Source organism: Klebsiella sp. ME-303, from assembly GCF_007910085.1.
GTDB lineage: Bacteria > Pseudomonadota > Gammaproteobacteria > Enterobacterales > Enterobacteriaceae > Klebsiella > Klebsiella michiganensis.
Window position 1 is genome coordinate 151,804 of record NZ_VOJB01000093.1, and the last position, 12,455, is coordinate 164,258.

Annotated in this window: 10 protein-coding genes and 2 pseudogenes; 4 read left to right on the forward strand and 8 right to left on the reverse strand. The window is 58.0% G+C overall.

The window, feature by feature from the left end; genetic code table 11:
* Positions 1-10: 10 nt before the first annotated feature.
* Positions 11-328 (reverse strand): annotated as a pseudogene (locus FQK12_RS27900) (CcdB family protein); the annotation flags it as partial.
* 543 nt (positions 329-871) lie between these two features.
* Between FQK12_RS27900 and araJ the strand changes: the two are divergent.
* On the forward strand, positions 872-2,023 hold the full coding sequence (gene araJ / locus FQK12_RS22030; RefSeq protein ID WP_014229283.1) for an MFS transporter AraJ: 1,152 nt from the start codon (positions 872-874) through the stop codon (positions 2,021-2,023).
* Positions 2,024-2,039: 16 nt separating this feature from the next.
* Here the strand turns inward: araJ and FQK12_RS22035 are convergent, their stop codons facing one another.
* The 6 genes from FQK12_RS22035 to FQK12_RS22060 are packed head-to-tail and all read right to left on the reverse strand — an operon-like array spanning position 2,040 to position 9,153.
* Positions 2,040-3,131 (reverse strand): alkylhydroperoxidase domain protein, encoded by a 1,092-nt coding sequence (locus FQK12_RS22035; RefSeq protein WP_014229284.1) that lies wholly within the window; start codon positions 3,129-3,131, stop codon positions 2,040-2,042.
* A 9-nt stretch (positions 3,132-3,140) separates the two neighbouring features.
* Positions 3,141-4,130: a putative FMN-dependent luciferase-like monooxygenase gene (locus FQK12_RS22040; protein WP_014229285.1), complete on the reverse strand. Its 990-nt coding sequence runs from the start codon at positions 4,128-4,130 to the stop codon at positions 3,141-3,143.
* A complete protein-coding gene (locus FQK12_RS22045) occupies positions 4,127-5,731 on the reverse strand; it encodes a dipeptide ABC transporter ATP-binding protein (protein ID WP_014229286.1) in 1,605 nt (534 codons plus the stop codon). Before FQK12_RS22045 ends, FQK12_RS22040 begins: the two co-directional genes overlap by 4 nt.
* Positions 5,728-6,579 carry an ABC transporter permease gene (locus tag FQK12_RS22050; RefSeq protein ID WP_014229287.1) on the reverse strand — a complete coding sequence of 284 codons (852 nt, stop codon included), beginning with the start codon at positions 6,577-6,579 and terminating at the stop codon, positions 5,728-5,730. The genes FQK12_RS22045 and FQK12_RS22050 overlap by 4 nt, the downstream gene beginning before the upstream one ends.
* Positions 6,576-7,520, reverse strand: coding sequence for an ABC transporter permease (locus FQK12_RS22055; RefSeq protein ID WP_014229288.1), 945 nt, complete (start codon positions 7,518-7,520; stop codon positions 6,576-6,578). The genes FQK12_RS22050 and FQK12_RS22055 overlap by 4 nt, the downstream gene beginning before the upstream one ends.
* 10 nt (positions 7,521-7,530) lie before the next feature.
* Positions 7,531-9,153: a TIGR04028 family ABC transporter substrate-binding protein gene (locus FQK12_RS22060; RefSeq protein WP_014229289.1), complete on the reverse strand. Its 1,623-nt coding sequence runs from the start codon at positions 9,151-9,153 to the stop codon at positions 7,531-7,533.
* 207 nt (positions 9,154-9,360) lie between these two features.
* Here FQK12_RS22060 and FQK12_RS22065 point away from each other — a divergent pair, with 207 nt between their 5' ends.
* Entirely contained in the window at positions 9,361-9,930 is a 570-nt protein-coding gene (locus FQK12_RS22065; RefSeq protein ID WP_014229290.1) for a hypothetical protein, read from the forward strand.
* A 42-nt stretch (positions 9,931-9,972) separates the two neighbouring features.
* Here the strand turns inward: FQK12_RS22065 and adhP are convergent, their stop codons facing one another.
* Positions 9,973-10,983 (reverse strand): alcohol dehydrogenase AdhP, encoded by a 1,011-nt coding sequence (gene adhP, locus FQK12_RS22070; RefSeq protein ID WP_004120604.1) that lies wholly within the window; start codon positions 10,981-10,983, stop codon positions 9,973-9,975.
* Positions 10,984-11,239: 256 nt separating this feature from the next.
* On the opposite strand from adhP, the gene FQK12_RS22075 reads away from it, so the two are divergent.
* Positions 11,240-11,839, forward strand: coding sequence for an inorganic diphosphatase (locus tag FQK12_RS22075; RefSeq protein ID WP_014229291.1), 600 nt, complete (start codon positions 11,240-11,242; stop codon positions 11,837-11,839).
* A 260-nt stretch (positions 11,840-12,099) separates the two neighbouring features.
* A pseudogene (locus tag FQK12_RS22080) lies at positions 12,100-12,291 on the forward strand (recombinase family protein); the annotation flags it as partial.
* Between the last annotated feature and the right edge of the window lie 164 nt (positions 12,292-12,455).

Below are 12,455 nucleotides of genomic sequence, written 5' to 3' on the forward strand. Positions count from 1 at the left end.
CGGATCGGCTATTGGTAACAAGGGCGTCAATGGCGGAAATAACTTCGCCTCTGGCGCTTTTTAAGTTACAGATAAAATCTTCGCGCTTGATCGGCTTATTATTAAGGTTTGTCATCATCGGCGAACAAAGCATAAACGTTTAAAATTCAATATTTACCTCAGGAACTAAAGGATGCTGCCATAGTGGCAGATGACCATTACGCATCAGGGGAATAATTACCCTGGTGGGTAGGTCTTCATAAAAATCATTTTGCACAATCATAAAATAGGGTAGAGAGTGCTTCGTTTGCGAAGAAGGGTTCCGATACACGTCGAATTGTTTAAGCATCAGAGCACCCTGAAGTATTCATCTTCGGTGATGGACCCATGCTCGTCGACGAATTCATTCATTAACCGGATCAACTCGTTACTGGGATGAATTGACTGACTTTCAGCTGTGGGTATCGAGGATAAACGGTGCTTTTTGCTCGTTGATATCGCCTGCTGGAAGCTATCATCCGCTGTGTACTCTTTCATTATCCTGCCTCCGTGTGGTTAATGTCGCCATTATCAACCTACTACCTAAAAAAACAATACAGATTGTCCTGGTTAAGTCGCATTTGCGAGACAGGTTCCATTGAAAAGCAACGGCATGAAATGATGAAATTTTTATGGAACCGCGGTTGTGAATTGTTATCGCTATGCCGTTGCTGGCGACCGGGCAGCGGCGGGGCACGAAATGGCTTTATTGGTTTTTTTAATCTGCAAATAAGCCTATGAAATAATCACGCCGTTTTATGGATAAATATGCCACCCGGCGTTTTTATCTGGTCTGCCGTTTAATAATGCACAATAATGCCGGCGGTATGTTTTATAACAAGTGATTAGTTGTATGAAAAAGACTATTTTTTCGTTAGCGCTTGGCACTTTTGGTCTCGGAATGGCGGAATTTGGCATCATGGGCGTATTACCTGAAATTGCCCATGACGTCGGGATATCTATTCCCGCCGCGGGCAATATGATCTCCTGGTATGCGCTTGGCGTCGTCATCGGCGCGCCGGTGATGGCGCTGTTCTCCAGCCGCTTTTCGTTAAAAGCGGTGATGCTGTTCCTCGTGGCGCTGTGCGTTATCGGCAATGCCATCTTTACGTTATCTTCCAGCTATTCGATGCTGGCGCTGGGGCGCCTGATCTCCGGTTTCCCGCACGGCGCCTTCTTTGGCGTGGGGGCGATCGTTCTGTCGAAAATTGCGCCGCCGGGGAAGGTCACCGCCGCGGTGGCGGGAATGATTGCCGGAATGACGGTCGCTAATTTGCTGGGGGTTCCCGCCGGAACCTGGCTTGGCCATCAGTTTAGCTGGCGCTATACCTTTCTGGCGATTGCGGTGTTTGACATCGCCGTGCTGGTCGCCATCGCCTGGTGGGTGCCCACGCTGTTTGATAAACCGACGACGCGCTTGCGCTCGCAGTTTCATTTTTTAACATCGCCCGCACCGTGGTTAATTTTTGCCGCGACGATGTTCGGCAATGCCGGCGTATTCGCGTGGTTTAGCTATATTAAGCCGTTTATGATTAACGTCTCTGGTTTTGGTGAGAGCGCCATCATAGCCATTATGCTGCTGGCGGGGCTGGGGATGGTTCTGGGGAATTTATTTAGCGGTAAAGTCTCCGTCCGTTATAGCCCGTTACGCATTGCCGCCGTGACGGATGGCGTGATTGTCGTGACCTTATTACTTCTGTTCCTGCTGGGTGAGAATAAAGCCGCCGCATTAACCCTCGCGTTTATTTGCTGCGCGGCCCTGTTTGCCCTGTCGGCACCGCTGCAAATTCTGCTGCTGCAAAATGCGAAGGGCGGCGAGATGCTGGGCGCGGCGGGCGGCCAGATCGCCTTTAATCTCGGCAGCGCCATTGGGGCGCTATTCGGCGGGATGATGATTACGGCCGGTCCTGGCTGGCGTTTCGTTGCCTTACCGGCCGCGCTGCTTTCGTTTCTTGCGCTCAGTTCGCTGCTGATTTATGCCCGCCATCAGCGGCGTCTGGCCTGATTAAGCCCGCTGGCAGCTATTCCTGCCACGGCTCGCCGAGGGTCAGCATTAACCGGTTGGCCCAGGCAAAGAAAGCCGCCGATTGCAGTAAATCCAGTTGGGCGAGGGTATCCAGCCCCTGTTGCTCGACGGCGGCAAGGTGGTCAACGGACAGAGCGGGAGGGGTAACGGAAATCGCGGCGGCGAAATCGATCTGCGCCTGCCATCCCGGCGTCTGCCCGTCGCTTAACTGCTCTCCCGGCGTCACCGCCAGCAGCGTCTCTATCGCCGTTTCATCTTTGGCCAGCTGTGCCGCTTTGCGCGCATGCACCGAGGCGCAATAAATACAGCCGTTGATTTTGCTTGCCACTGTCGCCGCCAGCTCGCGCTCGGCGCGCGGCAGGCCGCCGGGAGTATAAAAGATCCCTTTGTCGGTTAACGTACGCTGCTCGAGGAGCGGCAGGTTGCGCGCCAGCAGGCGGAAGTAGGGCGAGTCGCTGTGGCCGAATTTCGCCAGCAGCGCCTGCTCGTCGGGGGTAAATTCCGCCAGCGGTTTAGCCGCCAGCCAGGGCTCCCAGTGCAGTTCATCGCGGGTGAAGTGCACCGGCGCCTTCTTACCGCTGATGGTTTGCGGCGAGGTATGCCAGAATCCCGCCACCGTTGGGGTTTGTGCGACGTGGATATTTTTGCCGTTAAGCAGGCGCAGCCCGACGACCAGCCGGCTCTGGAAGCTGACAAACGCGATAAGCTGGGCGAGGGTGACGATGCCGCGCAGGCTCCATCCGGCGCGGATTAAGGCCTCAAGCGCCGACGGCGTGGCCTCCACGGGCGTAAAGGTCAACAGCCGGGCAAAGGCCAGCGCCGGCGCCAGCCGCGGCGATGTGGGGTCGGCAATGCCAAAGCCGGCGTAGTGGGCGGCCAGCGCATCGCTCTCATGCAGCTTCGCCACCCGCGCGGCCACGGCAAAACGCTCGTCGAGCGGAAAGTCGTTATCCTGCTGACCAAACAGCGTTTCATAACTTCCCTGAGCATGGCGGGTGGCCGCCTCGCGCACGGCTCGCGCCGCCGCTAAGGCGGAATCGGGGGCAATTTCTGCCAGTTCGGCCAATATATCCTGACTGAGCGTCATGGTGACTCCTTATCGTATCTGCGGGGCAATATGCTGAGCGATCAGCTCAATGGAACGAAGCGTGTCGCGGTGCGAGGGTTCAACGGAGTGCACCTGAAACGAAATATCGGTTACCCGCCGCAGGACGCTATCGCGGGCCAGCGAAGCGGCGACGTGCTGCGGGTCGCCAACGTGCGCGTCAAGCTGCGGCAAAAAATCAGTGACAGTGTCACCAATAATATCATGACCTGCGGCGCGATGCTGGGCAGCCTGCTGGCGCAGGCCGGGTTCAGCGACCTGCAGCGCATACCGCTGGCTATCGGCGACAAAGGCCGTCCGCGAGGCGAGGATCCTTGGCTCGACGCCCGCCGGCAGCGCGGCGAGATAGGCGTCAATAATCGGATTCTGGATAGCGTCCAGCGGCAGCGTGGGCTGTCCAGCCGGACGCGGCTGCGTGCGCGAGAGCATCAGCCCGTGCCCGGCCTGAGCCGCGCGAACCGCCCCCTCAATGGAAAAGGTGGCAATCCAGATGCGCTCCGCCAGCTGCGGCGCCTGAGGGTACAGATGATTATCCGGGTGCGAGAGCGAATCCCCGCGCCAGGCGCTTTGAATCAGATGCAGGTGTTCGGCAAATACCGCGCTGCGCTGGTCCATCGTCAGCCCGAAGGGTAAAAACGAAGTGGGGGTGCCGCCGGAGCCGAAGCCCACCTCCAGCCGTCCATCGGCGAGCAGATCCAGCACCGCCGCATCCTCCGCCACCCGCAGCGGGTTTTCCATGGGCAGGGTGATAATGGCGGTGCCAAGACGAATGCGCTCGGTGTGCGCCGCGGCGTGGGCGAGAAAGACCAGCGGCGACGGCAGGCCGCCTTCGTGCTCATGAAAATGGTGCTGAGCGATCCACGCGCTGTCGAATCCCAGGCGTTCCGCGTGGCGAATTTGCTCGGTGGCCAGCCGGTAGCGCTCTTTAGGCGTGGCGTGGTCCAGCAGACGGGTGAAAAAGCCCAGTCGTTTACGCGTCATGCAACCTCCTTGCTCGGGGATGAAAAATGGGGAATCGCGGCGATAAGCTCGCGGGTATAGTCATGCTGCGGGGCGCTGAACAGTCGGCTGACGTCGCCGTGTTCAACCACCTGGCCCGCCCGCAGCACCGTCACGCTGTGGGCGATACGGCGCACCGTCGCCAAATCGTGAGTGATAAACAGATAGCTCAGCCCCAGCTGCTGCTGAAGCTGCTGCAGCAGCGCGAGAATTTGCGCCTGCACAGTGACGTCCAGCGCCGAAGTCGCTTCATCGAGGACAAGGATCGTCGGTTCAAGGATTAAGGCGCGGGCGATGGCCACCCGCTGCCGCTGGCCGCCGGAAAGCTCACGGGCGGTTCGCGACAGCAGCTCCGGAGCGAGCGCCACGCGGGCGGCGACCGTTTCGACGCGCTGGCGCCGCACTTCGGCGTTGAGGCGGTCGAAGTTTTTTAACGGCTCTTCGATAATCTCAAACAGCGTTTGCCGCGGGTCAAGCGAGGCAAAAGGATTCTGGTAAACGAACTGAATTTTACGCCGCAGCTGGCGGAGCGCCTCGCGGCTGAGATGCCCGGCATCGATACCGTCGATAGCGATATGGCCGCTATCGGCCTTTTCGAATCCCAGCAGGATCCGCGCAAGGGTCGTTTTGCCGGAGCCGGACTCGCCGACCAGCGCGTGGGTGCTGCCGCGCTTCACCTCGAAGCTCACGGCGTCCAGCGCCTGCAAATGCGCGCGGCCTAATGAGAAGCGCTTGCTGATGCCCTCCACGCGGATCGCCGGGGTCGCCAGTACGCGCCCGCTGGCCGGGGCAATGGTCAGCGTCGAACCCTGGAGATCGCTCAGCAGCTGGCGGGTATAGGTATGCTGCGGCGTACGTATGACGTCGCCGGTCGCGCCCTGTTCCTGAATCTCGCCGTGGCGAAAGACCAGCAGACGGTCGGCGCGTTCCGCCGCCAGCGCCAGATCGTGGGTGACGAACAGTACCGCCGTGCCGGACTCCCGGCGCAGCGTATCCAGCAGGTCGAGGATCCGCTTCTGTACCGTCACGTCGAGGGCGCTGGTGGGCTCATCGGCAATGATTAAGTCGGGTTTCAGGGCGATTGCGATAGCAATCAGCACCCGCTGCTTCATACCGCCTGAAAGCTGGTGGGGATATTGATCGATGCGCTGTTCCGGGTGGCTCAGCCCAACTTTGGTCAGCAGCGCCAGCACCTGCGCTTTACGCGCCGCGGCGCTGCTTTTTTGATGCAGACGCAGGATTTCGCCCACCTGCGCGCCGATGGTTTTTACCGGATTCAGGGAGTTGCCCGGATCCTGAGGCACCAGGCTAATCCGCGCGCCGCGCAGACCGTCGAGGCGTTTAGCGGACCAGCCGCTGATATCTTCGCCATTAATCAAGATACGCCCGCTGTCCCGGCGCGCGTTATCCGCCAGCAGGCCAATAATCGCCTGTGCGGTGGTGGTTTTACCCGAGCCGGATTCACCGACAAACGCCAGCATTTCGCCGCGTTTGACCTGAAAACTCACGTCGTGCACGACCTCGCGCCATTCACGCTGTGAACGATAGCTGATGCGCAGATGCTCTACGCTTAAAACATTCATCGGCGTTCTCCGCTAAATTGACGGCTAATACGGTTGGCGGCGAGCACGACCGCAATCACCGCAATACCGGGCAGGGTGGTCAGCCACCAGGCGGTGGAGAGATAGTTGCGGCCTTCGGCGATCAGCAGACCCCACTCCGGGACCGGCGGCGGCGTGCCGTAGCCGAGAAAACTCAGGGTCGAGAGCGCCAGAATGGCCTGGCCGAACTGGAGGGTGGCAAAGGCCAGCACCGCGGTGAGCGAGTTGGGCAGAATATGCCGCCAGAAAACGGCGAAAAAGGTGCCGCCGCTGCCGTAGGCCGCTTCGACGAAGTCGCTGTGGCGTACGCGGACCACCTCCGCTCGCGCCAGGCGGGCAAAGCTGGCGACGGCCGCCGCGCCTACCGCGACGGCGGCGTTGAGCGTGCCGAAACCGAGCAGAATGATGACCGTCAGCGACAGCAATAAAGAGGGGATCGCCAGCAGCACGTCGACCAGGCGCATAATTGCCGACTCCACGCGTCCCGCCAGCGCGCCGGCCAGCGTGCCCAGCGCGGTACCGATAAACAGGCCGATCGCCACCGCCGCCAGCGCGGCGGAAAGCGAATGAACGGCGCCGAAGACGATGCGGCTCCACAGATCGCGGCCCAGCTGGTCGGTTCCCAGCCAGTGGCCGGCCTGCGGGGCCAGCCGCTGGGCGCCGGGGAACCCTTCCAGCGGGCTATAGTCGGTAAACAGCTGCGGAGCGATAGCCATCAGCGCGGCAACGATCATTACCGCCCAGGCCAGCAGCAGACCGGGCTGGACGCGCCGTGTACGCCAGTTTGACGTGCGGCGGCGCGCGGCGGTTGCGTAATCCACCAGGCTCATACGGCACCTCCGATAACGGCTTTCAGGCGCGGGTCGAACAGCGGCATCAGCAGGTCGACCAGCAGGTTAATCAGCACGAAACCGAGGGCAGAGATCATCACCACCGCCTGCAGTACCGCGATATCCTGATTATTGACGGCCTGCTGCGTCAGCAGCCCCAGACCGCCGCGGCCAAACACGGTTTCGGTAATCAGCGCGCCGGCGATCAGTTCCCCCAGCAGCAGACCGGCGATATTGAGCACCGGCAGCAGGGCGTTGCCGGTAACGTGCCGCCACAGGGCGCCGGTTTCGCTCAGGCCTTTGGCGCGGGCAACGGCGACAAACGGCTGCGCGGCGACCTGATCCAGACTGCGCATCAGGATTTGCGCCAGCGGAGCGGAAATCGGCACCGCGACGGCAATAATGGGCAAAATCAGCCCCTCAATCGGCCCGGGATTGATCACCGGGATCCAGCGCAGTTGAAAGGAGAAAATCTGAATCAGGGCGATGCCGAGCCAGAACGTCGGCAGCGAGATAAACAGCGCCGGCAGGGATTGCAGCGCGTTGCTGAACCAGCGCAGGCCCGGCAGCCGTGAGGCGAAGGCGAGGGCGAAGGCCAGCGCCACCGCCAGAGCAAAGGCGGGCAGCGCCAGGCTTAATGTTTCCGGCAGGTTGCTGGCGATAAGCGCGCTGACCGGCAGCCCGGCCTGCAGCGAATAGCCAAAATCGCCACGCAGCATGGCCATCAGCGTGTGGAAGTACTGTCTCCACAGCGGGCTATCGGCCCCGTAGGCGAGGCGCATTTCGGCGATCTGCTCAGGGCTGAGCCCCAGATCCGGATTCTGAAACTTGATCAGTACCGCATCGCCGGGTAGCACCTGTAACAGGATGAAGGAGAGGGTAAACGCGGCCCACAGCACCAGTAAACCCTGACCGGACCGCCGCAGAAGATAGTGGCTCATCGCGGGCTCCTTAGTGCTTTTCCAGCCACGCGCCGTAGAACGACGGGCGGCCTACCGCTTCAAAACTGACGCCTTTCACCCACGGCGCGCCGGCAAAGACCTGCGGCTCTTCAAATATCGGGATCACGTAGGCGTTGTCCAGCAGGTAGCGCTGGGCGTCGCCGGTGAGCTGGAGGCGTTTTTGCGGCTCGACTTCGGCTGAGATCGCGGTCAGCAGCGCGTTGAGCTTATCGTCGCGGAAGCGTTGGACTTTGTCGCTGGAGCCGCCTTTTTGCAGCAGCGCGTCGCGGTTAGCGGGGAAGAACATGCTTTTCACCACGTCAGGGTCGGCGCGGCCCACTTCCGACACGGTAAGCGGCGTTTTCAACGGGTCGAGGCTGTCCAGCGTACGGCTGCCGGCATCACCGGCTTTGACCGCCAGCGCAACGCCGACCTGGCGCCACTGCTGGGCGACAAGCTGGAGTACCTCTTTGTTTTGCGGCTGGGGCAGGGATTCATAGACGGTTAATGCCAGGCGCTGGCCATCTTTGACCCGTATACCGTCGGCGGCCGGTTTCCAGCCCGCCTCATCAAGCAGCTGTTTCGCTTTGGCCGGATCGAAAACCAGCTTATCGCTGAGGTTAACGTATCCGGCCGCGGTGCTGGCGACGACGGAGGTCGCCTGCGGATAGTTGGCGGAGAACAGGGTTTCAACCACCTGTCTGGCGTCGGTGGCGTGCAGCAGCGCCTGACGAACGCGCAGGTCGGCAACCAGCGGATTATCCGGGCGGAAGCTCAGGCTGTCGTTAACGCCGCGCGTCGGGGCGGCATAGATTTTAAAGCCCCGATCGGTTGCCTGCTTTTCATCATAGGCCTGCACCTGGCGAATAAAATCGGCCTGGCCTGCCAGCAGCGCGCCAACGCGTACGCCATCTTCCGGGGTGACGATATAGGTTATGCCGTCGAGATTCGCTGGCCCCTGCTGGGCGAGGCTTTTCGGCCCCCATTGATAATCCTGACGTGCGACCAGAGCGAGTTCACGTCCCGGCTTTTCATCTTTAACCGTAAAAGGCCCGGAGCCAATAATATGGCGGGCGTCGCCCAGCTCTTCAAAATTTCGCGCCAGGGTGCTCAGGGAAACCAGCCCGGAGCCGATGGTCGCGGTGCCCTGCAGAAATCCCGGCGAGGGCTTTTTAAAGTAGAACTTAACCGTCAGCGGATCGATGACTTCGCTGCGATCGTAGTTATTAATCACCTCGGACACCGGCAGGCGGTGCGCTTTATTACCGAGGCCGTAGGTATCAAAGTTTTTGGCAACCGCATTGGCGTCAAGCGGGGTGCCATCAGAAAAGGTGACGCCAGGGCGAATCTTAAAGGTATATTCGGTTTTATCCGCGTTGGCGCTCCAGCTTTCGGCAATCCACGGTTCGACTTGTAAGGTTTTTGGATTTTGCCAGGTCAGCTTATCGGTTATTTGATTAAGAATACCGCCGTTAGGGTAAAAGCCTCCGGCCGGGGGATAAAGATTGGTATGCGGCTGCTGCTCCAGATAAATTAACGTGCCGCCTTTAACCGGCGCGTCGGCGGCCCACGCGGAAAACGCGCCGCTCAAAAAAAATGCCGCCAGCGCGGGCAGGCGAAAACGGGTGTGCATGGTGAATTCCTTTGTTATCTCTTGTTTGGCCATCATCGGGCGCGCGTTTTAACAAAGGAAGTAAGGATTTGCGCTAAGCATTTGCATAAAAAGCATTTATACCCGGCTCGATTTTTAGGGGCTGGTATTTACATGCCTTTCAGCTGAAACTCGTGCTGGATAATTTAATGACTGAGAGATAGTCAGCGTAATAAAGGGATAGCGACGATGCTGAAGTATTTACTGATGTTGGCGATGACGGTGCTGGCGGGCTGTACCAGCGCACCCAATTTGCCCTCTACTGATACCATTATTAAGGTTAAACCTATTGAGTCAGGCATCATTGCCAATTCAAACAAATACAGCTATCGATTCTTCCGTAAAGGGGTGCCGCAGGAGTACCAGCGTTATAATACTTTCTACGAACGCTTCAATAAGGTCGCATCCGGCGTACGGGTGAATTTTGTCGTGAAACAGCATGAGGTTGTTGCGGAATATCTGGTGGTGCTCGACAAGCGCAGACTGGATGCCAGTCAGCTAAGTCTGTTAACCAGCCAGTATCACGCGACCGCGCTGGACAACGACCATCTTGGCGTACTGTTTAAAGCGACCGGTTTCTGGTCAACCGTTGATCCCAATGAGCTGGATGACGCTTATCGCCTTGCCAGACCCGTCGTCGTGTCAATTAACGATAAAACGCAGACCATTAGCCCTCTGGGAGAGATCGCCCTGATTCCGCTGGTGCCGCTATTTCCTCTGGTGATGATGTACGGTTGCGCAACGGGGCCGTGCGTGTAAAGGGACAATTAAACCTCTCCCGTAGCGGGAGAGGTCCGAAGATTAGCGGCGGAAATCAATGACCATACGGCCGCGAATCTGTCCCTGTTCCATCTCTTTGAAGATGGCGTTGATATCGCCCAGCGGACGCAGGGTCACTTTCGGTACGACTTTCCCTTCCGCGGCAAACTGGAAGGCTTCGGTCAGGTCCTGACGGGTACCGACCAGCGAACCCACCACTTCGATACCGTCGAGGACCAGACGCGGAATGTCCAGGCTCATCGCTTCCGGAGGCAGGCCTACCGCCACCACGCGTCCACCCGCGCGAACCGCATCCACCGCTGAGTTAAACGCCGCTTTGGCGACGGCGGTTACCACCGCGGCATGCGCGCCGCCGGTTTTCTCATGAATAATTTTGGCTGCGTCTTCGCTGCGGGAGTTGATGGTCAGGTCCGCGCCCATTTCCGCGGCCAGCTTCAGCTGTTCATCATTAACGTCAAGGGCGATGACTTTGGCGTTAAACACGTTTTTGGCATACTGCAGCGCCAGATTGCCGAGGCCGCCGAGGCCATAAATGGCAATCCACTGGCCGGGTTTGATATGTGAGACTTTGACCGCTTTATAGGTGGTGACGCCCGCGCAGGTGATGCTGCTGGCCGCCGCAGAATCGAGCCCGTCCGGCACTTTGACCGCGTAGTCGGCCATGACGATACACTCTTCCGCCATACCGCCATCCACGGTATAGCCGGCATTTTTCACCGAGCGACACAGCGTTTCGTTGCCGCTGTTACAATATTCACAATGCCCGCAGCCTTCGAAGAACCACGCCACGCTGGCGCGATCGCCCGGCTTCAGAGAATGAACGCCGGGGCCGACCTGCTGCACAACGCCCACGCCTTCATGGCCCAGAATGACCCCGGTTTTATCGCCAAAGTCGCCGTTCTTAACGTGCAGGTCGGTGTGACATACGCCGCAGCAATCCATTTTTAAAAGGGCTTCGCCATGTTGCAGGGGACGAAGCGTTTTTTCCGTAACATTGACCTGATGATCTTGCGTGACGACAGCAGCTTTCATTCTGTTCTCCTTATTGAACATAAGCGTATTAACACAATTTTGTTTTTTACGCATGCTAAGGTTTAGCTTAAATCTTCATTAAATCAAGGGAATAATAGATATTCCTTGCCGGGGTGAGCTTGGTGCGCCGATTTTTTAATCAGAATTATTAATGAAATTCGCGTCACATCACTGTCATCGTTACGTCATGCACGCTTCATTTGCGGCCTCTATCGTTCTGTTTTTCAATTTCTTATAACGATAGAGCGACACGACAATGCATCTGGTAAAAACACTCCTTGCCTCAGGCCTTCTGCTTTCCGCTACCGTTCAGGCGCAGAACGTACTGGATTTCCCGCAGCCGAAAAACAACCCTGAAGAGTTTTATGCCGTGACCGAAATTCCCGCGGGCGGCATTATCAAATATGAAACCGACGCCAAAACCGGCTTTTTGATCGCCGATCGTTTCCAGTCAATGCCGGTGGCCTATCCGGCTAACTACGGTTCGCTGACGCAATCCCTGGCAGGGGATGGCGATCCGCTGGACGTGGTGTTTTACACCCGCGCGCCGATGGCGCCGGGAACGCTGATTAAGCTGCGCGCGATTGGCGTGCTCAAGATGATTGATGGCGGCGAGAAGGACGACAAAATCATTGCCGTTCCGGCAAGCAAAATCGACCCAACCTACGATGACATCAACACCATCGGCGATCTGCCGAAAATCGAGCAGGAGCGTTTGCAGGCTTTCTTCCGCGTTTACAAACAGCTGCCGGAAGGGCGTAAAAAAGTGGAGCTGAACGGCTTTAACGATGCCGCCGCCGCGAAGCAGGAAATTAAAGCGGCATGGGATGCCTGGAAAGAGAAAAATCCGCAATAAGCGGAAAAACAGGCATCGCCCGGTGCCTGTCGCTTTTTCTTCGCCTTATTCTCCGCAGAGCGAGGTAATACGGGGGACTACGCCGGAACCGCCGAAATTTCCGTTACCCTGCGTCCTTTTCTTCAGCCCCAGCGTGGCGACGATGCGCTCGAAATTGCTTTTTTCACGGGTAATAAGTCCAGGTCAATCTCACTGCTGACGTTGTCTCATATCACTGGTACGATATAAATCTCTTTCACGGCCCTTATACGTACATATTTATGACAGAAATACGCATTGGCTATGCCCGATGTTCAACTGACCGCCAGGATCTGGCTCAGGCGGCAGTTCGCCAGGGAGACACGCTGGTCGTACCGAAACTGGACAGGCTGGCCCGTTCAGTTCCGGATGCAAGAGATATTGCTGATGCCCTTCAGGCCCGTGGCGTGAAGCTGGCGCTGGGCAACAGGATAATGAGATTGCAGACATCATCACCAGGATGATTCGATAATAATGATGAGTCTTATTAAAAGGTTTTTCAGACGGATATTCTGGTCATTGATATCGATGTACGGTCCTGCCTTATTGACACTTTTATTTGCAATTGTCCTTTTTCAAATTTTCCCTGATGGACCAA

Bases quoted from the DNA above. Each gene is read 5' to 3' on its own strand.
- araJ (WP_014229283.1), top strand. From the start codon at position 872: ATGAAAAAGACTATTTTTTCGTTAGCGCTTGGCACTTTTGGTCTCGGA.
- FQK12_RS22035 (WP_014229284.1), bottom strand. From the start codon at position 3,131: ATGACGCTCAGTCAGGATATATTGGCCGAACTGGCAGAAATTGCCCCC.
- FQK12_RS22040 (WP_014229285.1), bottom strand. From the start codon at position 4,130: ATGACGCGTAAACGACTGGGCTTTTTCACCCGTCTGCTGGACCACGCC.
- FQK12_RS22045 (WP_014229286.1), bottom strand. From the start codon at position 5,731: ATGAATGTTTTAAGCGTAGAGCATCTGCGCATCAGCTATCGTTCACAG.
- FQK12_RS22050 (WP_014229287.1), bottom strand. From the start codon at position 6,579: ATGAGCCTGGTGGATTACGCAACCGCCGCGCGCCGCCGCACGTCAAAC.
- FQK12_RS22055 (WP_014229288.1), bottom strand. From the start codon at position 7,520: ATGAGCCACTATCTTCTGCGGCGGTCCGGTCAGGGTTTACTGGTGCTG.
- FQK12_RS22060 (WP_014229289.1), bottom strand. From the start codon at position 9,153: ATGCACACCCGTTTTCGCCTGCCCGCGCTGGCGGCATTTTTTTTGAGC.
- FQK12_RS22065 (WP_014229290.1), top strand. From the start codon at position 9,361: ATGCTGAAGTATTTACTGATGTTGGCGATGACGGTGCTGGCGGGCTGT.
- adhP (WP_004120604.1), bottom strand. From the start codon at position 10,983: ATGAAAGCTGCTGTCGTCACGCAAGATCATCAGGTCAATGTTACGGAA.
- FQK12_RS22075 (WP_014229291.1), top strand. From the start codon at position 11,240: ATGCATCTGGTAAAAACACTCCTTGCCTCAGGCCTTCTGCTTTCCGCT.